The sequence below is a fragment of the Sphingomonas sp. UV9 genome (assembly GCF_004101245.1).
Taxonomy (GTDB): Bacteria; Pseudomonadota; Alphaproteobacteria; order Sphingomonadales; family Sphingomonadaceae; genus Sphingomonas.
The window spans coordinates 331,882-357,704 of the sequence record NZ_SCIN01000003.1 but is presented as its reverse complement, the minus strand read 5'-3'; the positions used below and the strand labels follow the sequence as shown (position 1 = coordinate 357,704).

At 66.7% G+C, this 25,823-nt stretch carries 27 protein-coding genes; 13 read left to right on the top strand and 14 right to left on the bottom strand.

The features are described from left to right. The first annotated feature begins 198 nt into the window (after positions 1 to 198). Positions 199 to 1,650, top strand: a complete 1,452-nt coding sequence (locus EQZ23_RS14045; RefSeq protein ID WP_206364261.1) for a DUF2029 domain-containing protein — start codon at positions 199 to 201, stop codon at positions 1,648 to 1,650. Here EQZ23_RS14045 and EQZ23_RS14040 read toward each other — a convergent pair. From EQZ23_RS14040 to EQZ23_RS14030, 3 genes are read right to left on the bottom strand one after another with little or no spacing between them, the layout of a single operon-like run. Continuing rightward, positions 1,592 to 2,776 carry a glycosyltransferase gene (locus EQZ23_RS14040; protein ID WP_128455058.1) on the bottom strand — a complete coding sequence of 395 codons (1,185 nt, stop codon included), beginning with the start codon at positions 2,774 to 2,776 and terminating at the stop codon, positions 1,592 to 1,594. The two genes, EQZ23_RS14045 and EQZ23_RS14040, sit on opposite strands and share 59 nt — an antisense overlap. Positions 2,777 to 2,797: 21 nt before the next feature. After that, positions 2,798 to 3,304 (bottom strand): DUF2141 domain-containing protein, encoded by a 507-nt coding sequence (locus EQZ23_RS14035; protein WP_128455057.1) that lies wholly within the window; start codon positions 3,302 to 3,304, stop codon positions 2,798 to 2,800. Further along, complete coding sequence (locus tag EQZ23_RS14030; protein WP_128455056.1) at positions 3,301 to 4,233, bottom strand: hypothetical protein; 933 nt, start codon at positions 4,231 to 4,233, stop codon at positions 3,301 to 3,303. The genes EQZ23_RS14035 and EQZ23_RS14030 overlap by 4 nt, the downstream gene beginning before the upstream one ends. 160 nt (positions 4,234 to 4,393) lie before the next feature. On the opposite strand from EQZ23_RS14030, the gene EQZ23_RS14025 reads away from it, so the two are divergent. Beyond that, positions 4,394 to 5,458 carry a glycosyltransferase gene (locus EQZ23_RS14025; RefSeq protein ID WP_128455055.1) on the top strand — a complete coding sequence of 355 codons (1,065 nt, stop codon included), beginning with the start codon at positions 4,394 to 4,396 and terminating at the stop codon, positions 5,456 to 5,458. A 94-nt stretch (positions 5,459 to 5,552) separates the two neighbouring features. Here EQZ23_RS14025 and EQZ23_RS14020 read toward each other — a convergent pair whose 3' ends face one another. The 5 genes from EQZ23_RS14020 to pyrE form a co-directional block, all read right to left on the bottom strand. Continuing rightward, complete coding sequence (locus tag EQZ23_RS14020; RefSeq protein WP_128455594.1) at positions 5,553 to 6,590, bottom strand: AI-2E family transporter; 1,038 nt, start codon at positions 6,588 to 6,590, stop codon at positions 5,553 to 5,555. A gap of 43 nt (positions 6,591 to 6,633) precedes the next feature. Beyond that, positions 6,634 to 7,614: a signal peptidase I gene (lepB, locus tag EQZ23_RS14015; RefSeq protein WP_128455054.1), complete on the bottom strand. Its 981-nt coding sequence runs from the start codon at positions 7,612 to 7,614 to the stop codon at positions 6,634 to 6,636. Continuing rightward, positions 7,611 to 8,045, bottom strand: coding sequence for a holo-ACP synthase (acpS, locus tag EQZ23_RS14010; protein ID WP_128455053.1), 435 nt, complete (start codon positions 8,043 to 8,045; stop codon positions 7,611 to 7,613). Before acpS ends, lepB begins: the two co-directional genes overlap by 4 nt. Positions 8,046 to 8,225: 180 nt before the next feature. Then, entirely contained in the window at positions 8,226 to 8,966 is a 741-nt protein-coding gene (locus EQZ23_RS14005) for a pyridoxine 5'-phosphate synthase (protein WP_128455052.1), read from the bottom strand. Beyond that, positions 8,963 to 9,544: an orotate phosphoribosyltransferase gene (gene pyrE / locus EQZ23_RS14000; protein WP_128455051.1), complete on the bottom strand. Its 582-nt coding sequence runs from the start codon at positions 9,542 to 9,544 to the stop codon at positions 8,963 to 8,965. Before pyrE ends, EQZ23_RS14005 begins: the two co-directional genes overlap by 4 nt. Before the next feature lie 349 nt (positions 9,545 to 9,893). Here pyrE and coxB point away from each other — a divergent pair, with 349 nt between their 5' ends. From coxB to EQZ23_RS13955, 10 genes are all read left to right on the top strand, one after another. Further along, positions 9,894 to 11,036, top strand: coding sequence for a cytochrome c oxidase subunit II (gene coxB, locus EQZ23_RS13995; RefSeq protein WP_240663580.1), 1,143 nt, complete (start codon positions 9,894 to 9,896; stop codon positions 11,034 to 11,036). Between the two features lies 1 nt (position 11,037). After that, positions 11,038 to 12,702 carry a cytochrome c oxidase subunit I gene (ctaD, locus tag EQZ23_RS13990; RefSeq protein ID WP_128455050.1) on the top strand — a complete coding sequence of 555 codons (1,665 nt, stop codon included), beginning with the start codon at positions 11,038 to 11,040 and terminating at the stop codon, positions 12,700 to 12,702. Positions 12,703 to 13,214: 512 nt separating this feature from the next. Further along, positions 13,215 to 14,114 carry a heme o synthase gene (locus tag EQZ23_RS13985; RefSeq protein WP_128455049.1) on the top strand — a complete coding sequence of 300 codons (900 nt, stop codon included), beginning with the start codon at positions 13,215 to 13,217 and terminating at the stop codon, positions 14,112 to 14,114. Further along, complete coding sequence (locus EQZ23_RS19860; RefSeq protein ID WP_164913455.1) at positions 14,111 to 14,257, top strand: hypothetical protein; 147 nt, start codon at positions 14,111 to 14,113, stop codon at positions 14,255 to 14,257. Before EQZ23_RS13985 ends, EQZ23_RS19860 begins: the two co-directional genes overlap by 4 nt. Beyond that, positions 14,257 to 14,808, top strand: coding sequence for a cytochrome c oxidase assembly protein (locus tag EQZ23_RS13980; RefSeq protein ID WP_128455048.1), 552 nt, complete (start codon positions 14,257 to 14,259; stop codon positions 14,806 to 14,808). The genes EQZ23_RS19860 and EQZ23_RS13980 overlap by 1 nt, the downstream gene beginning before the upstream one ends. Positions 14,809 to 14,837: 29 nt before the next feature. Further along, entirely contained in the window at positions 14,838 to 15,764 is a 927-nt protein-coding gene (locus EQZ23_RS13975) for a cytochrome c oxidase subunit 3 (RefSeq protein ID WP_128455047.1), read from the top strand. A 247-nt stretch (positions 15,765 to 16,011) separates the two neighbouring features. Then, positions 16,012 to 16,395 (top strand): DUF983 domain-containing protein, encoded by a 384-nt coding sequence (locus tag EQZ23_RS13970; protein WP_128455046.1) that lies wholly within the window; start codon positions 16,012 to 16,014, stop codon positions 16,393 to 16,395. Beyond that, positions 16,392 to 17,003: an SURF1 family cytochrome oxidase biogenesis protein gene (locus EQZ23_RS13965; protein WP_346427828.1), complete on the top strand. Its 612-nt coding sequence runs from the start codon at positions 16,392 to 16,394 to the stop codon at positions 17,001 to 17,003. The genes EQZ23_RS13970 and EQZ23_RS13965 overlap by 4 nt, the downstream gene beginning before the upstream one ends. Positions 17,004 to 17,228: 225 nt before the next feature. Further along, on the top strand, positions 17,229 to 18,629 hold the full coding sequence (gene thrC / locus EQZ23_RS13960; RefSeq protein WP_128455045.1) for a threonine synthase: 1,401 nt from the start codon (positions 17,229 to 17,231) through the stop codon (positions 18,627 to 18,629). Beyond that, entirely contained in the window at positions 18,626 to 19,495 is an 870-nt protein-coding gene (locus EQZ23_RS13955) for a class I SAM-dependent methyltransferase (RefSeq protein WP_128455044.1), read from the top strand. The genes thrC and EQZ23_RS13955 overlap by 4 nt, the downstream gene beginning before the upstream one ends. A 324-nt stretch (positions 19,496 to 19,819) precedes the next feature. Here EQZ23_RS13955 and EQZ23_RS13950 read toward each other — a convergent pair whose 3' ends face one another. The 3 genes from EQZ23_RS13950 to rpsD all read right to left on the bottom strand — a co-directional run bounded on the left by EQZ23_RS13950 (position 19,820) and on the right by rpsD (position 23,223). Continuing rightward, positions 19,820 to 20,791, bottom strand: a complete 972-nt coding sequence (locus tag EQZ23_RS13950) for an agmatine deiminase family protein (protein WP_128455043.1) — start codon at positions 20,789 to 20,791, stop codon at positions 19,820 to 19,822. Beyond that, entirely contained in the window at positions 20,792 to 22,423 is a 1,632-nt protein-coding gene (locus tag EQZ23_RS13945) for a M28 family metallopeptidase (protein ID WP_128455042.1), read from the bottom strand. A gap of 185 nt (positions 22,424 to 22,608) precedes the next feature. Further along, complete coding sequence (gene rpsD, locus EQZ23_RS13940; RefSeq protein WP_056053294.1) at positions 22,609 to 23,223, bottom strand: 30S ribosomal protein S4; 615 nt, start codon at positions 23,221 to 23,223, stop codon at positions 22,609 to 22,611. Positions 23,224 to 23,417: 194 nt separating this feature from the next. Between rpsD and EQZ23_RS13935 the strand changes: the two genes are divergently transcribed. Beyond that, positions 23,418 to 23,717 carry a chorismate mutase gene (locus tag EQZ23_RS13935; RefSeq protein WP_128455041.1) on the top strand — a complete coding sequence of 100 codons (300 nt, stop codon included), beginning with the start codon at positions 23,418 to 23,420 and terminating at the stop codon, positions 23,715 to 23,717. A gap of 156 nt (positions 23,718 to 23,873) precedes the next feature. On the opposite strand, the gene EQZ23_RS13930 is transcribed toward EQZ23_RS13935, so the two are convergent. The 3 genes from EQZ23_RS13930 to EQZ23_RS13920 all read right to left on the bottom strand — a co-directional run bounded on the left by EQZ23_RS13930 (position 23,874) and on the right by EQZ23_RS13920 (position 25,823). After that, positions 23,874 to 24,986, bottom strand: coding sequence for a TrmH family RNA methyltransferase (locus tag EQZ23_RS13930; protein WP_128455040.1), 1,113 nt, complete (start codon positions 24,984 to 24,986; stop codon positions 23,874 to 23,876). A gap of 192 nt (positions 24,987 to 25,178) precedes the next feature. Next, a complete protein-coding gene (nrdR, locus tag EQZ23_RS13925; protein ID WP_128455039.1) occupies positions 25,179 to 25,643 on the bottom strand; it encodes a transcriptional regulator NrdR in 465 nt (154 codons plus the stop codon). Next, on the bottom strand, positions 25,644 to 25,823 hold the full coding sequence (locus EQZ23_RS13920; protein ID WP_128455038.1) for a hypothetical protein: 180 nt from the start codon (positions 25,821 to 25,823) through the stop codon (positions 25,644 to 25,646).

Sequence of the window (25,823 nt, the reverse complement as noted above, 5' to 3'; positions counted from 1 at the left end):
GCCCGACACGCCCCCACCCCGGCGACGGCCGGGGCCCAATTGGGAAGGCCGGGATAACGAAGCACCACCCTCAGTCATAACCGTCCCCCAATTGGGTCCCGGCCTTCGCCGGGGTGGGGCTGAGTAATGGAGCGCACTTCCTCCCAAAGCTGTTCACCCGCGAAGGCGGGTGCCCAGGCTGGGCACCCGCCTTCGCGGGTGAACAGGCTTCTGCTGTATCCAGCACTACTCGCAGCGCTGGCGATCCTGTTCGTCGCCCTCGCGCTCCTCCGCCCGGTGGACCACGACGAATCGCAGTACGTCGCCGCCGCCGCGCTCACCGCGCACGGTCTGCTCCCCTATCGCGACTTCGCCTATCTCCAGACCCCGCTCCAGCCCTATCTCTTCGCGCCCGTCGCGCTCCTCGCCGGCAGCTGGACCTGGCCGGCGCTCCGCATCCTCAACGCCCTGCTCGGCGTCGTCACGATAGCCTGCGTCCACACCGCCGCCCGAACCCTCGGCGCCAAACCCGGAACCGCACTCGCCGCCGCAACCCTGTTCGCGACCTGCGACATCCTGCTCTTTAGCATCGGCACGGCGCGCAACGACGCGCTCCCCGCCGCGCTGCTGGCAGCCGCCCTCCCGCTGATCGTGCGCCCCGACACGACGCGCAAGACCGCCGCGCTCGCCGGCTTTCTCCTCGCCGCCGCTGCCGCCGCGAAAATCTCCTACGCGTTCCCGGCGCTGGCATACGGCCTCTACGCGCTGGTCCACCGTCGTCACCGCCCCGTCGCAATCCTGCTCGGCACGCTCCCGGTGATCGCCTTCGTGGCTTGGAGCTATGCGACGAGCCCGGCCGGTTTCGTGTTCGGTACGCTGACTTTTCCGGCGCGCGGCCCCGCCGAATATTATGCGCTGCGCCCGTGGAAAATGTCGCTGCCCGCCAAGGCGATCGACACGCTCAAATTCCTCGCGCTCGGCGCCCCCCTGCCTGCGCTCGCACTTGTCGCCCGCGATATCGCGCGCCGCCGCACGGTCGGATTGCTCGACTGGTTGATCCTCGCGGGCCTGATCGCCGCACTGCTGCCGTTCCCGACTTGGCGGCAATATCTGCTGCCCGCCCTGCCTGCGCTGTTCGTCCGCCTGTCGTTGGTCCCGTCGCCCGGCCGTGCGTGGCGGATCGCGTTCGCGATCTTCGCCACCGCCGGCCTCGCCCCCTCGATTGCAGCGCTGGCGGACTCGGACGGCCTGTCGCTCAGCCAAGCCCTGCGCGAAGGCCGGGCGATCGGCCGCACGCTCGACCAGCACGGACTCGACGGCCCGATCGCCACGCTGTCCCCACAAATCCTGCCCGCGGCGAACCGCGTGCCGGATACCGATTTCGCGACCGGCCCCTTCTATTTCCGCAGCACCACCCTGCTCGACGCGTCCCAGGAACGCGCGCTCCACCTGGTCTCCCGCGTGCGCCTGAAACTCGACGGATCGACGATCCTCACGGGCGGCGAAGGCCCGGCGACCAGCGGCGACGCCCGCCTCGACCACGCCCTCGCCACCGCCGCGCTCGACGCGGGCTATGACGCGATTCCGATCCCCGGCACTAGGTTCACCGCGTTCAGGCCGCCAGCTCGCGCCCGTGCTTCGCCGCGACCAGTCCCGCATAATAGTCCATGAGTTCGACCGCGTGCTCCCGATCGCTGCGCACGTGCCGCGCCGCCACCGCCGCCGCGCGCCGTAACAAGGCCGAATCCCGCGCGAACAACCGGCCGATCGCCGCCGCCGCACTCTCGGCATCGCGCGCCGCGTAAAGTTCGCTCGCATGGCGGTCCGCGACTTCCGCGCAGCCACCCGTATCCGGCACGATCAGCGGCAGGCCCGACGCCATCGCCTCCGACGCGACCAGCCCGAACGGCTCGGCCTCCGACCCGTGGATCAGCGTATCGCAACTCGCCATGATCCGGGCGAGCCGCTCGCGGTCATAGACGGGCGCGAACATCCGCATATGCGGCGATCCGCCGATCCGCCGCTGGATCGCCTTGGTCTGCGCACCCGCGCCGATCAGGATCAGCCCGACCGGCAGCGTCGCCCCTGCGCGCGCCACCGCATCGACGACCAAAGGCCAGCGCTTCTCGCCGTGATGTCGCCCAAGCCCGAGGAGGAGCATGCCGTCCTCGGGCAACCCGCACTGCCGCAGCAGCGCCGCGCGCAACCGCGGATCGCGCAAGTCCGGCGAGAAATGCCCGCGCTCGATCCCCAGCGGCATCGCCGCGTCGATCCGGACGCCGCGCGCGCGCAATCGCTTCTCCAGCGCCGGGCCGTTGGTGACGACGACATCGTATTTCTCGAGAAAGCGGTTCATGTACCGGCTGTACCAGGCGAAGCCGCGCTCGATCTGGTCGTGGCTCGCGACGCCTGCGAACCAGCGCTGGGCGTAGGCCGCGATATTGTCGTTGTGCATGAAGAAGGATTTTACCGCGCGTCCCTCCCAGTCGCCGACGAACCACGCGGGCCGCCACGGCGAACAGCATTCGACGACATCCGGATCGAGCTCGTCGAGCACGCGGTGGATCGCGCGCTCGTCCCAGAACAGCCCGTAGTTGCGATCGAACGGCATGCCCGGCGACTTGAGATAGATGATGCGCCCGCCGCCGGGGCGTTCCTCGACGCGGTCCTCTTTGCCTGGGGCGACGACGATCAGTTCATGGCCGAGATCCGCCATGATGCCCATCTTGCGGTCGACATAGGTCCGCACGCCGCCACCGGTGGGCGAATAGAATTCGTTGACATCGACGATCCTCACCGCTCGGCCCTCACCGTGTCATCAGCCGAGCGGTCCGAAGCCGCCGAGCCCGCGGAGATATTGCGCGGTGACATGGACGACGGTGACGCCGGTACCGGCCTCGACCAGCGCCTGCTCGACCTTGGGGCGCGACCGCCCGAGCTTCGTGTTGCTCGCGAACCCGGCGCCGTCGCTCCAGAAGCCGAACTTGCTCTTGCCGTCGCGATTATGCGTCATCAACACCGCGTAGCGGCCCGGCCGCGGCACCCGGATGCACATCGTCGTCGGTCCCGTCGCGGGCGTCGGCACGGTCACCCGCCGGAACGTCTTGCCCTCGGCGATCAGCTTGTGGCGGTTCTTCAGGAAGTCGGCTTCCTGGTCCGGATAGAGTTCGAGCCGCAACTCGCCGGTGCGATCCTTGAGCCCGGTGATCTCCACGGCGATCGCGGGGCCTTCTCCAGGCCGACACGCGGCCGCATCGCTGCCGAGCATCTGGGCATCCGCCGGGCTCGCGAGCAGCAACGCTCCGGCGATGGCGTATCGAATCATGCACGACTCCTATTGGCAATGACATGCGCGCCGAACGCCACGATCAGCGCGACATGCACCAGCAACGTCAGCGCGGCAGTGAACGCGATCAGTTCCGAGAGCGCCTGATCCTGCCCGATCAACAGGATCGCGGCGTTGGCGAACAGCAGGTCCTTGTTCGGCACCAGCGGCAGGCGCGACACCAGCAGGCGCCCGGCGGCAAGGAAGAGCCACATGCCGACCGGCACGCCCGGCAAGGCGAAATGCCAGGCGAACGCGATCAGCACCGATCCGCACAGCAACCGGATGCAGTGGATCCCGAACACCCACCACAGCTTGGCTCTCGGCAACGAGAACACGCGCCGCGATAAGATCAGGAACGGCAGCGAGATCGCCAGCGTGACGCCTGCCGAGGCGAGTACGGTGCGGAACTGGTCATGCGTCAGCAGATGCCGCCCGAGCGGCAAGGCGATTGCGACCAGCAGCAGGGTGATCGCGTTGCCGGCGATGGCCGACAGGATCGTGACGTCCTTCACCGCGCCGAACGGCGACGCCACCATCCGCGCCTTCGCCCGCGCCCAGGCGTAGAAATACGCGTCGCCGGAATAGCCGAACACCACTTCGTTCGCGATCCGCTTCTTGATCAGCGCGACGAGGCCGCCGAGCGGAATCCCCCACAGCCTGCGGAAGATGACGTAATCCCCGGTCGGCGGCGACATGTAGAGCAGGCCGAAGCACAGATAGAAGCGCGGATCGTGCGGCACCGAGCGGGTGAGCCCGGCCAGCCCATGCCCGAGCAATTCGCGACCGAGCCCGGCGATCATCGCCAGCGTCAGCACCGCGCCGATGATCGCCGGCCAGCGGCTGCCGATCGTCTTCAGCGGCTCGAGGCCCGCGCGCGCGATATCCGCATAGCCGTCGCGATCGGCAGTTTTCGCACGGAAGTTCAATCGCCGGTCCTCAAACCATTGTCCTCAAGCCGTTCCGCCGCCCGCCATCCACGACCTGTCGCGCGGTCCAATAGCCGCCCGGCGGTGCGCATGCACGTAAAGTCGGTTTCATTCGATCGCGATCTCCGCTCTATCAATCGCGCATCATGATGACCCCCATATGTCACTCCTGAGCGGGCCGCCGACCGCGCGGCACATCCTGACCTATGCCGAGGACCTGCGCGGCGGCGGGGTCGAGCGCGCGCAACTGCGTCTCGCGCGCGGCTGGCTGGCAGCGGGGCGGCGGGTGACGCTGGCGATCGAGGATGTTTCCGGGCCGCTGGCCGCCGAACTGCCGGAAGGGCTGGAGATCGTTTCGCCGTCGCGGTTGCTGGCGCTGCCAAAGGTCGTCCGCCGGTTGTCGCCGGACGTGATCTTCTGCGCGGGCAATTTCTATACCGGGATCGCGGCCTGGACCCGGTTGCGGCTGGGCAAGGCCTGTCCGCCGATCGTGGCCAAGATGTCCAACGCCCCCGCGCGCGCCGATCATGGCCGGATGATGCACGCTGCGCACCAGCTTTGGCTGGCGCGGCACGGGAGCTTCCTCGATCACCTCGTGGCGATGACTCCCGCGACCGCGGACGAGGCGGCGCGGGCGACGCGGATGGTCGGGCGGACCAGCGTCATCCCGAACCCGCCGGCGGTGGCGATTCCGGGCGCAATGACCGATCTCCCCGCGCATTTCATGCTGGGCGTCGGGCGGCTCGAACCGCAGAAGCGCTGGGACCGGCTGATCGCCGCGCTGCCGCTGTTGGCGGACCGGACGATACCGCTCGTCATACTCGGCGAAGGGAGCGAGCGGGGGGCGATCGAGGCGCAGATCCGCGCGCTCGGCTTGGGAGACCGCGTCCTCCTGCTCGGCCATAGCAGCGACCCTCTCCCGGTGATGGCGCGCGCGGCCGTGCTGGCGCTGACCTCCGACTATGAAGGCGTACCGGGGGTGTTGCGGGAAGCGTTGTCGGTCGGGACGCCGGTGGTGTCGACCGATTCGAGCGCGGCGGTGGCGGAGATCGTCGACCGTCCCGCGCGGGGCACGGTTGTCACGAGGGACGACGCGGCGGGCCTGATCGCGGCGTTGGATGCATGGCTGGTGCGGACCGCGCAGCGACCGGAACCGGTGCCGCAACCCGGGACCGATTCGGCGGACCGCTATCTTGCGCTATTCGACCAGTTGGTTCGGATATAGTCCCCATTCCGTCATCCCCGCGGACGCGGGGACCCATACTGGCAAACTCCTGAGGATATGGGTCCCCGCCTCCGCGGGGATGACGAAGGGGAGGTTAGGCGGTGGACCCGGCTTCAGCCGAAACCTCGGTCTTCTCTTCTTCCCGATCCGACCGCCGCTCCAGCGCGGTCTTCAACATCGCGGTCATCGGATCGGCCAGTGCCAGCCCCAAAATCCCGAACAGCGCGCTCGCCATGATCTGCGCACCCAGCGTCAACGCTGGCGGCAGATCCACCGTCCGCTTCGCCACCATCGGCACGATCACGTACCCGTCGATCGTCTGCACCACGAAATACGTGCCGATCGCCCAATAGCCGGTGTCGACGCCCGCGCTGAACCCGACCGCGACCATCAGCACGCCGGTCACGATCGCGCCGACGTTCGGGATGAACGCGAGAATGCCCGCGATGATGCCGAGCAGCATCGCCATCGGCACGCCGCCGATCGTCAGCGCGATACCCGTCGCCACACCCTCGACCGCCATGCCGAGCAGGCGCCCGGCGAGGAGCTTGCGCAACGTGTCGCCCATCTTGACCAGCGTTCTGGCGAATTCGGGGCGCAGGTCGCTCGGCACCATCCATTGAAGCCCGCGCGAATAGGTGCCCGGATCCATTGCGATGAACAGCCCGAGGATCAGGATCATGAACATGCTGGTCAGCGCGCCGATCGCGGTGCCGACCCACGACGTCACCCGTCCGACCGAACCGAGCGCCTGCTTGACGATGCCGTTGACGTCCGACGCGCCCGGCATCAGCCCCTGCGAGGTCAGATAGGTGGTGAAGCGATTGGCCTGCGATTCCAGCGTCGAGCGCAGCTGCATGACCTGTTCGGTCACCTGCACGCCGGTCAGCACGAACGTCCCCACCAGGAATGCGAACGTCAGCAGCACGACGATCAGCAACCGCCAGCCCCGCCCGATCGGCAGCACCCGCCCGAGCAGCCGCACGCCGCCATCGAGCAAGGCTGCGAACACCACGCCGGCAAAGATGATCAGCAACGGCTGGACGAGGACGATCAGCAGCGCGATCACGCAGGCAAGCCCGAGCCAGATGACGGCGCGCTTCAGTTCCTTGCGCAGGAACGGATCGCGCATCTCGACCGGGCTGAGTTCGGTGACGGCGGTCTCGTCGGCCACCTCAGCTGACCTTGGCGGGATGCAGCGAAGTGCCGGCGCGATCCGACCGCAGCGATCCCAACCAGGTCAGCGGGTTGAAATTCGCGTCGCCGTCGAGGCTGAAGGTGATGAACTCCGCACGGCCGCCGAGATTTTCGTACGGCACCGGCCCGCCAAGCCCCAATTGGCTCAGCGCGAACCGGCTGTCGGCGGAGCGATCGCGGTTGTCGCCCATCAGGAAGACATGGTTCGCGGGGATCGTGATCTCGGAGAAATTGTCGCCCTGGCTATCGGACTCGAGGTCGATCGTCTCGTAGCGGCGGCCGTTCGGCAGCGTCTCGGTATAGGTCGGCAGGCGGCACATCTCGCGACCATCGGGCAGCGTCTCGCGCGCGCCGGGATAGTCGATCTCGCTGCACGGGCTGTTGGTGTCGACCGGGATCAGCGTGTCGTGGAGAGGGCCGCGCTTCACCGCGACGCCGTTGAGGAAGACGATCCCGTCGCGCACCGCGAGTTTGTCGCCCGGCAGGCCGATGACGCGCTTGATATAGTCGTTATGCGTGCCCGGCGGCGTCACGATCACCACGTCGCCGCGGGTCGGCAGCGAGCCGAACAATCGGCCGTGGATGAACGGCAATTGGACGCTCCAGCTCTCTTCCTGCTGGCGCAGCACGACGCCCTTGAAGATCGCGACCGGGTTCGGGATCGTCGGCGAGACGAACGACCAGCCATAGGCGAACTTGGTCACCACCAGCCGGTCGCCGATCCGCAGGCCCGGCAGCATCGATTCGCTGGGGATATAGAAGGGCTTGGCGATGAAGCTGTGAAAGCCGAGCACGACCAGGATGAGCCAGAAAATGCCCTTCACCTCGCCCCACCAGTCGGTGCCGCGGCGGCGGGTCGTTTCCGGTGTGGCGGCGGCCGGTGCGACGGGATCGACCGCGCTGCTCTGCGCGAGGGGCTTTTCGGGGAACTCGTTGCCGTCCAACGCCGCGTCCTTCATCGATTCATATCCTGGCCCGTATCCGGGGATATCAGAGGTATAGCTTCGATAATCACGAAGGCCTGCGCCCAGGGATGATCATCGGTCATGGTCAAATGCACGCGGGCGGCGTGGCCTTCGGGGGTCAACGCGTCAAGCCTCGCTTTGGCGCCCCCGGTCAGCGCCAGCGTCGGCGCGCCGCTCGCGGCGTTGACCACGCCGATATCGCGCATGAACACGCCGGCGCGAAACCCGGTGCCGACCGCTTTCGAAAACGCCTCCTTCGCCGCGAACCGCTTCGCCAGCGTGCCCGCCTTGGTGAAAGGCCGCCGCGCTGCCTTGGCCCGCTCGACATCGGTGAACACCCGCTGCTCGAACCGCTCGCCGAACCGCTCGATCGAGGCTGCGATCCGCTCGATATTGCAGAGGTCGGATCCGAGCCCGATAATCACGACAGGGCCTGCGGTCGGAAGACAAAAGAGTTTGTTCGCGCGGAGACGCGGAGACGCGGAGAGTATGAGGGCCGCAAGTGCGGCGAAGCAGAAGTGGAGACGGTAGCGATCGCCGCTCGGACCGAAGCCTCCTTCTGCTCCGCGTCTCCGCGTCTCCGCGCGAACAAAACCTTCTTAAGGCTACCGCGCCGCATCCATCGCCTCACGCATTAGCCGGACGGCTTCGCCGAGACCTACGAACAACGCCTCTCCAACGAGGAAATGCCCGATGTTCAACTCGCGCACCTGGCGGATCGCGGCGATCGGCGCGACGTTGTCGTAGGTCAGGCCGTGCCCGGCATGGACCTCGATGCCGTTCTTCGCCGCGAGCGCCGCCGCGTCGGTCAGTCGCCGCAGCTCGACCGTGCGCGCTTCGCCCGACAGCTCCGCGTAGAGCCCCGTGTGCAGCTCGATCACGGGTACCTTGAGCCGCACCGCCGCCTCGATCTGGCGCGCATCGGGCTCGATGAACAGCGACACGCGGATGCCCGCTCCCGCGAGTGCGTCGACCAGCCGCGCCATCCGGTCGTAATGCCCGGCGACGTCTAGCCCACCCTCGGTGGTCAGTTCCTCGCGCTTTTCCGGCACGATGCACGCGGCGTGCGGCTTGTGACGCAGCGCGATGCCGAGCATCTCGTCGGTCGCCGCCATCTCCAGGTTGAGCGGGATCGCAAGCTCCGCCGACAACCGCGCGATGTCGTCGTCCGTAATGTGCCGCCGGTCCTCGCGCAGGTGTGCGGTGATCCCGTCCGCCCCCGCCGCCGCCGCCACGAGCGCCGCGCGCACCGGATCGGGATACCCCGCCCCGCGCGCGTTCCGTACGGTCGCGACGTGATCGATGTTCACGCCGAGGCGGAGGTGCTCGTTGCCGAGGGGGCTCATGCCGCCCTGCTACCGGGCTTGATCGCCGGGATGGCGGCCAGTTCGGGCGGCAACGCGTCCGCTGGGTAGGTCGGAACGTCGAGCCGGATCAGCGGGAAGAACGGTACGCCCAGGTCCGCCTGCCCGTTCGAGCGATCGACCAGCGATGCCGCGGCGACCGTCACGCCGCCCGCGCGTCCGATGGCGGCGATCGCCTCGCGCGACGAGAGGCCCGTGGTGACGACGTCCTCCATCATCAGCACACGCTGGCCGGGGGCGAGGCGGAACCCGCGGCGCAGTTCGAACACGCCGTCGGGCCGCTCGAGGAACATCGCCTCGACGCCGAGCGCACGCGCCATCTCGTGCCCCGCGATCACGCCGCCCATCGCCGGCGACACCACAACGTCGATCTGCGCGCGCAGATCGGCCGGGAGCGATGCCACCAGCGCCTCCGACAACCGAGCGCCGCGCGCGGGGTCCATCAAGACCCGCGCGCATTGCAGGTAGCGCGAACTGCGCAAGCCCGAGGACAGGATGAAATGCCCTTCGAGCAACGCCTCGGCAGCACGGAATTCGGCGAGCACGTCGTCTTCGGTCATTGCGGGTCATCGCTCCAAAAAGGTCTGCCCGCGCTGATACGAGCGCGCGAAACCGCACGCAACGACTACCGGCGCATTAGTACACCTACGCTCCCCACTCGCTTCGTCACCCCGGGCTCGTTCCGCGGCTCACCATTCCGCGCGCCGCATTCTCTCGATAATGCGGCACCGTGGATGCCGCAACGAGCCCGGCATGACGGGTAGTCGAGACAATGCTTGAGGCGAGCCCCCCCGCTGGGTATAGCCCTTCCCAAATGATAAACAGACATCCGCGCGTCCGTGATATCGGGTTCGCTATAAACCGGGGTCAAGAATAACGATGCGCAAGATGGGGATGAGAGGATTTGCGATGGCAGCGGGGCTCGCACTGGCGAGTCTCGGTGGTGTCGCCGGGCAGGCGGCCCAGCCCGCGGGCCAGCCAGCGGCACCGCAGGCAGCGGCAGCGCCGGGCGGCGTGTCCAACACCGCGCCGACCACGTCGGCCGCGACGCCGACCGCCAACCCGTCCAGCCCCGAACTCGCGATGGACGGTGCGCCCGCGATGACGGCCAAGCCGATGATCGGCCAGCCGACCGACGGCCTGTTCGGCCTCCAGCCACAGGTGACCAAGAACGGTCAGTTCGCCCACTGGATGCACAATTCGATCCTGGTGCCGACGATCACGATCATCTCGCTGCTCGTCCTGCTGCTGCTGTTCTGGGTGTCGTTCCGCTATCGCCGCGCCGCCAACCCGGTGCCGTCGAAGACGAGCCACAACACCTTTATCGAGATCATCTGGACGCTCGCGCCGGTCGTGATCCTCGTGCTGATCGCGGTCCCCTCGATCGGCCTGCTGCAGGCACAGTTCAAGCCCGCGCCATCGGGTGCCGTGACGCTGAAAGCGATCGGCAACCAATGGTATTGGACGTACCAGTATCCCGACAATGGCGGCTTCGAGATCACCGCCAACATGCTGAAGGAAAAGGGTGAGGTCGCCGCGGGCGAGCGTGCCCGTACCGACGCGGACGGCCCCAAGCTGCTCGCCACCGACAACCGCATCGTCCTCCCGGTCGGCGTGCCGATCCGCCTGATCACGACGTCGAACGACGTGATCCACAGCTGGGCAGTCCCGGCGTTCTGGATCAAGCTCGACGCGATCCCAGGCCGCCTGAACGAGACGAGCTTCACGATCGACAAGCCCGGCCTGTATTTCGGCCAGTGCTCCGAACTGTGCGGCGCGCGCCACGGCTATATGCCGATCGCGGTCGAGGCCGTTCCGCCCGCCGAATATGCAGCCTGGGTCCGCGCCAAGGGCGGCACGATGCCGACCCCGGGCAAGGCCTCCGACAAGGTCATCCCGCAGCCCGGCGCCGACGGCTCCGCGGCGAAGGTCGAGGAGGCCGCGGAAACCGCCAACGCGACCGGCCCCGTCGAAAACGTGACCACCGCAGCCCCCGCGACGACGCAGGGCGCCACCTCAAACCCGGCCGGCGCCGGCAACGCGGGACTGTAAGATGACCGACACCGCTCTCAATCCGTCGGCGTTCGTAAGCCACGACGCGCACGATCATCATCACGATACCGATCACAAGCCGGGCTTCTTCGCGCGTTGGTTCATGTCGACCAACCACAAGGACATCGGCACGCTGTACCTGATCTTCGCGATCGTCGCGGGGATCATCGGCGGCTCGGTCTCGGGGCTCATGCGCGCCGAGCTGGCGCATCCGGGCATCCAGTATCTCCAGGGCTGGGCGTCGATGCTCCATGGCGGCAGCGCCAGCCTCGATGAATCGCTCCATCTCTGGAACGTGCTCATCACCGCGCACGGGCTGATCATGGTGTTCTTCATGGTCATGCCGGCGATGGTCGGTGGTTTCGGCAACTGGTTCGTGCCGATCATGATCGGCGCGCCCGACATGGCGTTCCCGCGCATGAACAACGTGTCGTTCTGGCTGCTGATCCCCGCCTTCACGCTGCTGCTCGCCTCGCCGTTCTTCGGAGGTGCTGGTAACGGCTGGACGCTCTACGCCCCGCTCTCGACGTACGGCGAGCCTGGGCCGTCGACCGACATGGCGATCCTCGCGCTGCATCTGGCCGGCGCGTCGTCGATCCTCGGCGCGATCAACTTCATCACGACGATCTTCAACATGCGCGCGCCGGGCATGACGCTGCACAAGATGCCGCTGTTCGTCTGGTCGATGCTCGTCACCGCGTTCCTGCTGCTGCTGGCGCTGCCGGTGCTCGCAGCCGCGATCACGATGCTGCTGACCGATCGCAATTTCGGCACGACCTTCTTCGATCCGGCCGGCGGCGGCGATCCCGTCCTCTACCAGCATCTGTTCTGGTTCTTCGGCCATCCCGAAGTCTACATCATGATCCTGCCGGGCTTCGGCATCGTCAGCCAGATCATCTCGACGTTCAGCCGCAAGCCCGTCTTCGGCTATCTCGGCATGGCCTATGCGATGGTCGCGATCGGCGTGGTCGGGTTCGTCGTGTGGGCGCACCACATGTTCACCACCGGTCTCAGCGTGAACACCAAGATGTACTTCACCGCGGCGACGATGGTCATCGCGGTGCCGACCGGCATCAAGATCTTCTCGTGGATCGCGACGATGTGGGGCGGTTCGCTGACCTTCAAGACGCCGATGGTGTGGTCGATCGGATTCATCTTCATGTTCACCGTCGGCGGCGTGACCGGCGTGGTGCTCGCCAATGGTGGCATCGACGACTACATGCAGGACACGTACTACGTGGTGGCGCATTTCCACTACGTGCTGTCGCTGGGTGCGGTCTTCTCGCTGTTCGCCGGCTTCTATTACTGGTTCCCGAAAATGTCGGGCAAGATGTACAACGAGTTCCTCGGCCAGCTGCACTTCTGGGTGTTCTTCATCGGCGTGAACGTGATGTTCTTCCCGATGCACTTCCTCGGCCTGCAGGGCATGCCGCGCCGTATTCCGGACTACACGCCGGAATACGAGCATTGGAACACGGTGGCCTCGGTCGGCTACATGATCATGGGTGCGGGCATGGTGGTGTTCTTCGTCAACCTGATCTGGTCGATGATCGCGGGCAAGCCGGCCGGCGACAATCCCTGGGGCGAAGGCGCGACGACGCTGGAGTGGACGATCTCCTCGCCGCCGCCATACCACCAGTTCGAGACGCTGCCGAAGATCGATTAAGGCGGAGAAAGGGCCATCAGGCCCCCGCCCGGCGCGGCAACGCCGCGTCCGACGACACGGGATTTACGCCCGTGTCGGGGCCAGCCAAGCAGGAGAACGCCTCGGGGAAACCCGGGGCGTTTTTCGTTTTGCGGCGGTTTTCGTCTGGTGGTGTCAACGTTATCCCCATACCCCCACCCCCACGTCATCCTGACGTGGGGGTGGGCCGTTCGCCGATCTTGCAGGGTCCTGCTACTGGGCTATCCGGTAGAGCCGCGAGCGAGCCCATGCGCTGAAGCCTGAAAAAGCCAGCGCCCCCAACCTCGATGCCGTCACCCCAGCGAAAGCAGGGGTCTCCCGTTTGGCGCGGGGCGGGAGTCGCGGTGGGAGATCCCAGCTTCCGCTGGGATGACGGGTTGGGCTGCGATGGTAACCCACCCCGACGCCGTGCCGAGCGTCCGCCCAACCCCTTGAACCATCACGACGCGGAGGCTTTCCGACGTGCGCCGCAACGCGTATAGCGTACCCGAACCATGACTCCTGCCACCCCCCTCCTGCCACCGGCGCATTGGCGCGATTTCCTCGCGCTGACCAAGCCGCGCGTGATGACGCTGGTCGTCTTCACCGGTCTTTGCGGCATGCTGGCCGCCCCGGTCGGCGTACATCCGGTCATCGGCTTCACCGCGATCCTCTGCATCGCGCTTGGCGCCGGTGCGGCGGGGGCGCTCAACCAATGGTACGAGTCGGACATCGACGCGGTCATGCGCCGCACGCAGAAGCGTCCCCTCCCCGATGGCCGGATGGATCGTCAGGCGGCGCTGCATTTCGGCGTCGGCCTCGGTGCGTTCTCGGTCCTTTTCATGGGGTTCGCGGTCAACGCGGTCGCGGCCGCGATCCTGACCGTCTCGATCCTGTTCTACGTCCTCGTCTATACCGTCTGGCTCAAGCGCCGCACGCCGCAGAACATCGTCATCGGTGGTGCAGCCGGCGCGTTCCCGCCGCTGATCGGCTGGGCGGCGGCGACCGGCGACGTCGCGTTGCTCCCCGTCCTGCTGTTCCTGTTCGTGTTCCTGTGGACGCCCCCGCATTTCTGGGCGCTCGCGCTGTTCATGAAGAGCGATTACGCCGCCGCGGGGGTGCCGATGCTGCCGGTCGTCGCGGGCGAGCGGACCACGCGGACTCAGATCGGCCTGTACACGATCCCGATGGCGGCGGTCGCGATCCTGCCCTGGCCGCTCGGCCTGACCGGCGCGATCTACGGCATCGCCGCGATCCTGCTGACCGGCTGGTTCGCGCTGCTCGCCGTCCGCGTCGCCAAGCGCACCACGCATGCCGACGATGCGATGAAACCGGAGAAGGCCTTGTTCAAATACTCGATCCTGTATCTGTTCGTGATGTTCGGCGCGCTGGTCGTCGACCGGTGGTTCGCATGACGCCGTCGGACCCGAACCAGGCCGACCTGATCCGCAGCCGCCAGCGGGGTCGCGCGCGTGTCATGGCGTTGCTGCTTGGTGCGTTCGTCATCCTGATCTTCGCCATCTCGATCGCCAAGATCCGCGCGGGGATGCCGCACTGATGGCGTTCCTGAAAGGCATGTCGCGCACCAACCGCACGGCGGCGCTCGCGGTGCTCTTCATCTGCTTCATGACCGGGCTCGCCTGGGCCAGCGTGCCGCTCTACCGGCTGTTCTGCTCGGTCACCGGCCTCAACGGCACGACCCAGCGCGGGCTCGTCGCGCCCGGCGCGGTCGATCACAAGATCACGGTCGATTTCGACACCAACGTCAGCCCCAAGCTGCCGTGGAAGTTCAAGCCCGAGCTTCGGTCCGACACGATCGATATCGGCGCGCGCGACATGGCGTTCTTCACCGCGACCAACACGTCGGACAAGCCGCTGACGGGTACCGCGACCTTCAACGTCCAGCCCGCGCAGGCCGGGAAGTATTTCACCAAGATCCAGTGTTTCTGCTTCACCCAGCAGACGCTCAAGCCCGGCGAGACCGCGCGGATGCCGGTGATCTTCTTCGTCGATCCGAAGATCCTGACGGACCCGGACGCGGCCGATATCCAGACGATCACGCTCAGCTATACGTTTTACCCGGTGGATTCCGCGAAAATCGCAAGCTAGGGTGCGGCAAAACGACTAGGGGAGTTACGATGGCTGGCGCCAAGAACCATGATTACCATATCCTGCCGCCGAGCGTGTGGCCGCTGGTCGGCTCGTTTTCGGCGCTGATCATGGCAGTGGGCGGCATCATGTGGATGCATGGCGGCCATATCGACAAGCCCAATGGCGGCGGCTGGATCTTCTTCATCGGCCTCGCCGGGCTGTTGTTTACCTTTTACAGCTGGTGGGCTCAGGTCATCCAGGAGGCCCGCGCGGGCGATCACACCCCCGTCGTCCAGCTCCATTTCCGCTACGGCATGATCCTGTTCATCGCCTCCGAGGTGATGTTTTTCGTCGGCTGGTTCTGGGCGTTCTTCGACTTCTCGCTGTTCCCGACCGCGATGACCTATGCCGATGGCAGCGTCACGCGCGCGGTCGAGGGCGGTGCGGCGATGATCGCACAGTGGCCGCCAAAGGGCCTGACGGTCATCAACCCGTTCGAACTGCCGCTGCTGAACACGCTGATCCTGCTGACATCGGGCACCACGGTAACCTGGGCGCACCACGCGCTGATCCACAACCAGCGCGGCGGCGAGAAGACCGGCGCATGGGGCCTGATCGGCGTCGGCAACCGCGACGGCGTGCTCAAGGGCCTGTGGCTGACGGTGATCCTCGGCGTGCTGTTCAGCGCGATCCAGGCGTATGAGTATGTCCACGCGCCGTTCCCGTTCAAGGGGATCAACTACGGCGCGGCGTTCTTCATGGCGACCGGCTTCCACGGTTTCCATGTGCTCATCGGCACGATCTTCCTGATCGTCTGCCTGGTCCGCGCCTATCGCGGCGACTTCACCCCGAAGCAGCATTTCGGCTTCGAGGCCGCGGCCTGGTACTGGCATTTCGTCGACGTCGTGTGGCTGTTCCTGTTCGTCACCGTCTATGTCTGGGGCGGCTGGGGCGCCCCCGTCCACGGCGGTTGATCGTCGACCCGCGCTCCGAAGGCTACCACCCCGGCGCAGGCCGGGGCCCAATTGGAAAGGTCGCTGTAACGAAGCGACCTCCTCGGTTAGCAATGTTCCCCAATTGGGCCCCGGCATTCGCCGGGGTGGTGTATAACGGTCGGGCATCAGTACACCCTCCCGCCGCCACCGTGTTCTCCCGCGAAGGCGGGAGCCCAGTCCGGGTTCCCGCCGTCTCGGGGAAACGAGCGACGGAGGCGATGACGGCATGACCGACGACCCATACCCGCTCGCCAACGCCCCCTCGATCGCCCAGGTCGCGCTGAAAGGCCTGTGCCCGCGCTGCGGCAAGCCGACGCTCTTTGCGAAATGGTCGAACTTCGCCGATCGCTGCCCGAACTGTGGGCTCGACTTTAGCAAGTTCAACGTCGGCGACGGCCCGGCCGCGTTCCTCACGCTGATTCTCGGCGCGATCGTCGTCGCGCTCGCGATCATGCTCGAGCTCAAGGTCCATCCGCCACTCTGGGTGCACATGCTGATCTGGATTCCGTTCACAGCCGGCGGTGTCGTGCTTTCGCTGAGAGCAGCCAAGGGCGCGCTCATGTCCGCCGAATACCGCAACGCGGCGCGTGAAGGTCGGATCGAGCCGTGACCCGACCCGCACGACGCATCCCGATCATCCCGACCATCCTCGTCACGCTCGCGATCGCGGCGATGATCGGGCTCGGGCTGTGGCAGTTGCTCGACCGCCTCCCGAAAAAGGACGCGTTCCTCGCCCAGCTCGCCGCCAATCCCGCCAAGCCGCCGATGGCGTTCCCGCGCTTCCCCGACGAAACGCTGCTGTTCCGCCGCGCGTCCGGCCTCTGCCTCCAGCCGACCGCGATCAAGCTCGCCGGCGCCGGCAAATCCGGTTTTCGCGCGATCGCGGAGTGCAAGACCGGTGCGGAGGGGCCCGGGATGGTCGTGCAGCTCGGCACCACGCGCGATCCGATGACCAAGGTCGCCTGGGCCGGCGGCGAAGTCTCGGGCTATATCAGCCACGCCCCCGACGGCCGCTCGCTGATCGGATCGCTATTCGATCGCACGCCGCAGCGCCTGATGCTGGTCGCCGACACGCCGCAAGCCGGGCTCAGCCCCAACGGCAAGCCCGACATCGCGTCGGTCCCGAACAACCACCTCGCCTATGCCGGCCAGTGGTTCTTCTTCGCCGCCATCGCCGCGATCATCTACGCGCTCGCGCTGCGCCGGCGGCCCCGCTAGCCGTTCTCCAATACCGCCCCCCGCCCCGCCGTCATCCCAGCGAAAGCTGGGATATCCCCGTTTGACACGCGCCATCTGCCTCGCGGGATACCCCAGCTTTCGCTGGGGTGACGGATTTGGAGTGGGCGCGCATCGGGATTGGTAGAGGTAGTGGCCAGCGACCAGATCACCCCCACGACACCCGAACGCTTGTCCCGTCCCGCCCAGCCCGCTAACCGACAGGCCATGCGTTACATCAGCACCCGCGGCTCGGCGCCCGTCCTCGATTTCGAAGCGGCGACGCTTGCCGGCCTCGCCTCCGATGGCGGCCTGTACCTCCCCGAGGCATGGCCGACGATGACGCGCGACGAGATCGCCGCGCTTGCCGGATTGTCCTACGCCGACACCGCCGTCGCGGTAATGACGCCGTTCGTCGGCGACGCGATGACCCGCGAAGAGCTCAAGGCGCTCTGCGACCAGGCGTATGGCCGTTTCTCGCATGCGGCCGTGACGCCGCTGGTCCAGCTCGACCACGACCAGTGGCTGCTCGAACTCTTCCACGGACCAACGCTCGCGTTCAAGGACGTCGCGCTCCAGCTGCTCGGGCTGTTCTTCGAGCGCTTCCTCGCGGGCACGGACAAGCGCTTGACCATCGTCGGCGCGACCAGCGGCGACACCGGTTCGGCGGCGATCGACGCGGTGGCGGGGCGCGAGGGCATCGACATCTTCATGCTCCACCCGGTCGGCCGCATCTCCGACGTGCAGCGCCGTCAAATGACCACGGTGCTCAGCCCCAATGTCTACAATATCGCGATCGAGGGCAGCTTCGACGACGCGCAGGCGCTCGTGAAGGCGATGTTCAACGACCCCGCCTTCTCGGACCGGTTCGCCCTGTCGGCGGTGAACTCGATCAACTGGGCGCGGTTGATGGCGCAGGTGGTGTATTTTTTCTACGCTGCGGTCCGCCTGGGGGCGCCCGATCGCGAAGTCGCGTTTTCGGTGCCGACCGGCAATTTCGGCGACGTCTTCGCCGGCTATGTCGCGGCGAAGATGGGGCTCCCGGTCGCCAAGCTGGTGGTCGCGACCAACGTCAACGACATCCTCCACCGCGCGCTCAGCAGCGGCGATTATTCGAAGGGCGGCGTCCGCCAGACCCCGACCCCGTCGATGGATATCCAGGTCAGCTCGAACTTCGAGCGCCTGTTGTTCGACCTCGGCGACCGCGATGGCGCCGCGCTGGCTGCACAGATGGCAGGCTTCGAGGCGTCGGGGGCGATGCGGCTCACCAACGCGCAGTCACAGGGCGCCTCCGCGCTGTTCCAGAGCGACCGCGTCGACCTCGACGACATGACGCTGGCGATGCGCTGGGCGCATGACCGCGCGGGGCAGGTGATCGACCCGCATACCGCGATCGGCCTCGCCGCCGCGCTGCGCACCGAGCTGCCCGCCGGCGTGCCGATGGTGACCTTGGCGACCGCACACCCCGCCAAGTTCGGTGACGCGGTAGAGCGCGCGACCGGCGTGCGTCCGTCGCTGCCTGCGCGCGTCGGCGATCTGTTCCAGCGGGAGGAGCGGTACGCGACGCTGCCTGCAACGTTCGACGCGATCACGGCGTACATCGCCGAACGGGCAACACCCTCGGCATGAAGCTCGACACCCTCATCGGCGAACCGTGGGCGGATTACGGCCTGATCGATTCGGGCCACGGCAAGAAGCTCGAACGCTATGGCCGCTTCCGCTTCATCCGCCCCGAACCGCAGGCGATGTGGGCGCCCGCCTCGACCGACTGGACCGCGCAGGGCGAGTTCGTGCCCGGCTCGGACGAGGATGGCGGCGGTCGCTGGGAATTCTCTGAGCCCGTCCCCCGCGAAGGCTGGACGCTCAAGTGGAACGAGGTCTCCTACACCGCGCAGACCACGCCGTTCCGCCACCTCGGTTTCTTCCCCGACATGGCGCCGGTGTGGAGCTGGATGCGCGAACGCGTCGCCGGGCTCGACAGTCCCGAGTGCATGAACCTGTTCGGCTATACCGGCGTCGGCACGCTGGCGATGGCGACCAAGGGTGTCCGCATGGTCCATGTCGATGCGTCGAAGAAGTCGGTCGAGGCGGCCAAGGCCAACGCCAAGCTGTCGGGCATGGCCGACGCGCCGATCCGCTGGATGACCGACGACGCGGCGAAGTTCGTCGCGCGCGAGGTGCGGCGCGGGCGGCGTTATGACGGCATCCTGCTCGACCCGCCGAAATATGGTCGCGGGCCGGAGGGCGAGGTCTGGCGGCTGGAGGAAGACCTGCCGAAGCTCATCGCCGATTGCCGGAAACTGCTCGACGAGAATTCGCGTTTCCTGTTCCTGACGGTCTACGCGGTGCGGATGTCGGCGCTGGCGATCGGCGAATTGCTGAACCAGGTTTTCGCGGATCTGCCGGGCAAGATCGAGGTCGGCGAACTCGGTGTTCGCGAGGAAGCGCGCGGGTTGGTGCTACCGACAGCAATCTGGGCGCGCTGGAGCCGCTGAGGCCCACACACACTACCACCCCGGCGAAGGCCGGGGCCCAATTGGAAAGGCGGAAGTAACGACACGCCGTCCGTCCTCAGCGACGTTACCCAATTGGGCCCCGGCCTTCGCCGGGGTGGTGATACATTACCGATTCGGGCCCGTTGGAGTCGCTGACCCGCATTACCGTTCGTGCCGAGTAGAGACCGAGTAGTCCCGAAGGGACGTATCGAGGGCTCGTATCGAGGTACAGGTTTCGCGCGCCAACCTGTCCTTCGATACGCCGTCTCGATACGCTCCTTACGGAGCTACTCGACGGCTACTCAGGACGAACGGCCGTGGGGGCTATCCCGGAATCTGCTGCGAGATGCAGTGGAAGCTCCCGCCCCCCGTCAAAATATGATCCGCCCGCTGGCCGACCACCACCCGGTCCCGGAACAGCGCCTGGATCGCCACCACCGCCGCCGCATCATTCTCCGCGCCATAGAGCGGCACCACCACCGCGGCATTGCCGATATAGAAGTTCATATAGCTCGCCGGCACGACCTCCTCGTCGCGCAGCACGCGGCCCGGCGACGGGATCGTCACCACCTCCAGCCCCGCCGCCTGCGCGTCGCGCGCGGCGTTCTGGTACACCTGCCAGTTCGGGTCGTTGTCCGTCGCCTGCGGGATCGCAACGCGCCCCTCGCCGACGAAGCGTGCGAGGTTGTCGACATGGCCGTCGGTGTGATCGTTGACCAACCCGTCCCCCAGCCAAACCACGCGGGTATACCCCAGGTCGGACGCCAGCCGGGCTTCGATATCCGCCTTGCTCAGCGCCGGATTGCGGTTGCGGTTGAGCAGGCACTGCTGGGTCGTCACAACCGTCCCGGTGCCGTCGCCATCGATCGCGCCACCTTCGAGGACCCACTCACACGCCTCGACGCGCTTGTGCCGGCTCGCCGCCAGTCGCTGCCCGATCGTGTCGTCGCCGGGCAGGTCGTACTTCCCGCCCCACCCGTTGAACTGGAAATCCCGCGCGCTGCCGTCGGCGACGATGATCGGTGCGGTGTCGCGCAGCCAGATGTCGCCGAACCGCTCGACCACCACCTGCGCGAACGGCGCCAGCCGCTTGGCGGTGGTCGCAGATCCGACGTCCGCCGCGACCAGGATCACCGTCTCGCCTTTACCCTCGGCATGGACCGCCTTGGCGAACGCGACGACCTCGTCGCGCGCGGGCTCCAGATCGTCGAGCCACAGGTCCGCATGGCTCGGAAAGCCGATCCAAACGGCCTTGTGGTGTGCCCATTCGGCTGGGGTAGAGACGGTCGTGGTCACTTACTTGGCTCCTGCGCGATCGCGGTCACGAATGCCGCGGAATTCGGCGCTCTTATACCAGTTCGGCCAAAGCGCGGTATCGTCCGCGAGCTTGCGCCCGAGCCCGTAATAGATCGTCAGATCCTCGACCGCGCCCGACCAGTCCCATTTGGCGTCATATTCATCGGCCGGCTTGTGATAGCGGTGCGCGACATAATCCTCGCGCGCGGCATGCCCCGCCGTGGTGCCGCCGACGACCAGGTCCTCGCCGCTGCCGCCATCGAGCATCGGCACGCCGAGCTTGGCGAAACTGAAATGATCCGACCGGTAATAGCCGCCGCGCTCGGGGTTCGCCTCGACGCCGATCACGCGGCCCTCGGCAGCGACGAACGGCTTCACCAGGTCTTCGATCTCCGACTTGCCCGCACCGATCAGTACGAAGTCCTTGGTGCGGCCATTGGTGTTGAGCACATCCATGTTCACGCCGCCGACGGTATGCGCGAGCGGATAGATCGGATGCTCGGCATAAAAACGCGATCCGAGCAGGCCGGACTCCTCCGCGGTCACCGCCAGGAACGCGATCGAGCGCTTGGCCGGGCCCGCCTTCGCCTGCGCTTCAGCCAGCGCGATCAGCCCGGCGACTCCGGTCGCATTGTCCGCAGCCCCATTGCAGATGTCGTCGCCATCCACCGCGTCGCAGCGCCCGAGATGATCCCAATGCGCCGAATACATCACGTAATCGTCCGGCTTTGCGGTCCCCGGCAGCACGCCGATGACGTTCTTCGACGCCTGCCGCCGAATCGTGTTGGTGAACCCGCCCGACAGCTTTAGCCCGAGCGGCACCGCCTTGAACCCCTTCACCTTCGCCGCCGCGGCCAGCGCCGCGTAATCCTTGCCTGCGCTCGCGAACACGCGCTCGGCTGCCGGGCGCTGCATCCAGCCGACGATCTGCGACTGGTCGAGATGATCGCCCTTTTCGTCGAGCTCCAGTTGCGGCCCGGTCCAGGACGACTGCACCACCGCCCACGGATAGGCGGCGGGCTCGGTATCATGGACGATGATCGCCGCCGCCGCGCCGTGCTTGGCGGCATTCTCGAACTTGTACGGCCAGCGCCCGTACCACGTCATCGCGCGGCCTTCGAAGGGCCCCTCACGCGACATCGTCTGCCAGTCTGCATCGTTGATGAGGATGACCACGGTCTTCCCCTTGACGTCGACGCCGGCGTAATCGTCCCAGCCCTTTTCGGGCGCGGTGATGCCGTAGCCGACGAACACGACGTCGCTGTTCGCCACCGACACCTTCGGCACGACGCGGTAGGTGCCCGCGACCATGTCGGTACGATAGGCGAGGCTGACCGGAGTCTTGCCACCGGTGAACACATAGGGCTGCACGTCGCCGGCGGTGATTTCCACCATCGGCACGTCCTGCGTCCACGCGCCCTTGTTGCCGGGCTTGAGCCCCGCCGCCTTCATCCGCTCGACGATATACGCGACCGTCTTGGCCTCCCCGGGCGTCGTCGGCGCGCGACCTTCATACGCGTCCGATGCCAACACCTGCGTAACGGTTTTCAACGTCTCGACCGAGATCGCAGGGGTGGTCTGCGCGGACGCAGCGGTCCCGAGCAGCAACAGAGACAGGATGGCAGCGCGCATGGTCATTTCCCCAATGAGTTGCGCGGGTTCTGGCAAAGGTAAGCGTCCCTGTCCATGCAACGAAACGGGGCAACGAAAAAGGGCGGCCCCGCAGGACCGCCCTTCTCTGCCTCGAACCGCGCCGTGGCGAAGCCACGTCGTCGGACGGTGCCTAAGCACCGCCGGCCGGTCTCGTTCCACTCGACTCAGCGCGAATAGAACTCGACGACGAGGTTAGGCTCCATCTTCACCGGGTAAGGCACTTCGTCGAGCGTGGGCACGCGCGTGAAGGTGACCTTGGCGGCGCCGTCGGTGGCGACATAGTCGGGGATTTCGCGCTCGGCGAGGCTCTGTGCTTCCATCACCAGCGCCATTTCCTGCGCCTTCGAACCCAGCGTGATCTCGTCGCCGACGAAGCAACGACGCGAGGCGATGTTGCACTTCACGCCGTTGACGCGGATGTGGCCGTGCGAAACGATCTGGCGAGCCGCGAAGATCGTCGGCGCGAACTTGGCGCGGTAGACGATCATGTCGAGGCGCTGCTCGAGCAGGCCGATCAGGTTCTGCGACGTATCGCCCTTCAGCCGTGCGGCCTCATGGTAGCAGGCGCGGAACTGCTTCTCGGTCACGTCGCCATAATAGCCCTTGAGCTTCTGCTTGGCGCGCAGCTGGATACCGAAATCGCTGACCTTGCCCTTGCGGCGCTGGCCGTGCTGGCCCGGGCCGTATTCGCGCTTGTTGACCGGCGACTTGGGGCGACCCCAGATGTTCTCGCCCATACGGCGATCGAGTTTGTACTTCGCGCTTTGACGCTTCGACATAATATAACCTTTGCAAATGCAAACAACGTTGGTCCCGGTATCGCTCTGCTGGTCGTCGTGAGACCCAAAGGTCCGGACAAGGCAGGGCCACCGCTTCACCGGGGTGCAGGGCCATTGCGAAGGCGGGCGCTTAGACGGGGGACGGCTAAGAGTCAATCTGGACAGGCCGCTGGGCGCTCGGCAAGAGGCGGTGCATGACCATCCTCCCCGGCCCCGACTGCACCACGATGACCGAAGTCCGCGCAGGCGTCGACGCGCTCGACCGCGACCTGGTCGCGCTGCTCGCCCGGCGCTTCGCGTACATGGACGCCGCCGCGCGCATCAAGCCCGAGCGCGGCCATGTGCGCGACGAGGCCCGGAAAACGCAGGTGATCGACAACGCGCGGGCCGAAGCGGTGAAGCTTGGCGTTCCCGAAGCGGTGGTCGCGGAGCTCTGGGAGCGTCTGGTCGAAGCTTCGATCGCCTACGAACTCACCGCGTTCGACCGGCGGTAGAAAACGATTAGGCCTGCGTTCCGCCAAGTCCGTCATTCCCGCGGAGGCGGGAACCCATATTGGCAGACTTCAGTACCTCTAGCGTCTACGTTCGCCAGTATGGATCCCCGCCTGCGCGGGGATGACGGAGCTCAGGGATTCGGGCCGGTATACTGATCAGGCCCGCGGCTTCTTCCCTGCCAGCGACGACAGAACCCCGCGGAGAGTCCGGATCTCCTGGCTCGACCAGCCCGGCTTGGTCAGCAAGGTGCGCAGCGTCCGACGCGTCGACTGCATCTTGTCGGGCAGGTGGAAGAACCCCGCCCCCACCAGCATCGCGTCGAGTTGCCCGATCATCCCGTCTAGCTCCTCCTGAGGCGCGGGCGGCAGAATCGGATTGATCGACGGCTGCGACAACTCGTGCTCCGCGGTCAGCCCCTTCGACCATTCATAGGCGACCAGGATCACCGCCTGGGCGAGGTTGAGAGATCCGAACTCGGGGTTGATCGGCACCGTGATGATCGTCCGCGCGACCGCGACGTCGTCGGTTTCGAGCCCGGAGCGCTCGGGGCCGAACAGGATCGCGGAGCGGCCGGGTGCTGCGTGGATCTCGGTGGCGGCCTGCTCCGGCGTCACGACCGGCTTGGTGATGCCACGCTTGCGCACCGTCGTCGCGAACACATGTTCGCAGTCGGCGGTGGCGGCGGCGACGCTGTCGTACACCTGCGCATTTTGCAGCACGACATCCGCGCCACTGGCGGCGGGGCCGGCGGAGGGGTTGGGCCAGCCGTCGCGCGGGGAGACGAGGCGCATCTCGGTCAGCCCGAAGTTCAGCATCGCGCGCGCGGCCTTGCCGATGTTTTCACCGAGTTGGGGGCGGACGAGGATGATGACGGGGGGTGGGGTTACGCCTGCCAAGGTGCTTCGACTTCGCTCAGCACGAACGGAGGTGGGGAGCGGCACGTCCTCCCCCCCTTCCGTTCGCCCTGAGCGAAGTCGAAGGGCCCGTTCCCGCGGGGGAATGGCTGCATCGTGCAGATCCGCCCAGTCCTGACGCGCGAGCGCTTCCTTCTTGCGCCGCGACCAGCCCTTCACCTGAAACTCTGCGGCGAGCGCTTCCTGCCGGCTGCCAAAATCCTGGCTCCACATCAGTGTCACGGGTCGGCGCTTCTGCGTGTATCCGGAAACCTCGCCGAGATTATGTTGGCCGATCCGGCGCTCCAGATCGTCGGTGTGTCCGGTGTAATAACTGTCGTCGGCGCAGCGCACCACATAGGCCCAGAATGTCATGGGTGGGGCTTACGCGGGCGAGCTGCGTCCGGACAAGTCCTTCGACTTCGCTCAGGACGAACGGGAGGGGGTGGAGAGCGTCTGCAAAGCGGAGGGTCCTCCACCGTTCACTCCTTCTCCGTTCGCCCTGAGCGAAGTCGAAGGGTCTCTCTCCTCATGGGGGAACCTCACGCGAACCGACACGGTTCAGCCCTACCCCTCGCGCCCAACCTCCTCGACACTCCCGGCAAACGCCTCGAAGTCCTTCGCCTCGTTGAAATCGCGATACACACTTGCAAACCGGATATACGCGACCGAGTCGAGCCCCTTGAGCCCGTCCATCACCATCTCGCCGATCCGCTTCGACGTGACATCGTTCTCGCCCAGCGTCTCCAGCCGCCGCTGAATGCCGCTCACGAGCTTCTCGATCCGCCCCGCCTCGATCGCGCGCTTGCGCGTCGCGATCGACAGCGACCGGAGCAGCTTCTCGCGGTCGAACGGCTCCCTGCGGCCCTCGCTCTTCAACACGAACAACTCGCGCAACTGGATGCGTTCGAACGTCGTGAAACGCGCGGCGCACCCCTCGCATTGCCGCCGACGCCGGATCGCCGCCCCGTCTTCGGTAGGGCGGCTGTCCTTGACCTGGCTGTCTTCATGTCCGCAGAAAGGGCAGCGCATTCAGACCTTCTTCTTGCCCTTGTAGTAGGCGTAGCCCGCGCCCGCGAGTGCACCGAAGATCGGGCCCACGACGGGCACCGGGATGGCTACGACCGCACCGAGCGCGCTCCACTTGGCCATGCTCTTGCCGAGGCCGGGGGTGCTCTTCACGTCGTTCTGGATGTCATCGAACTTCGACAT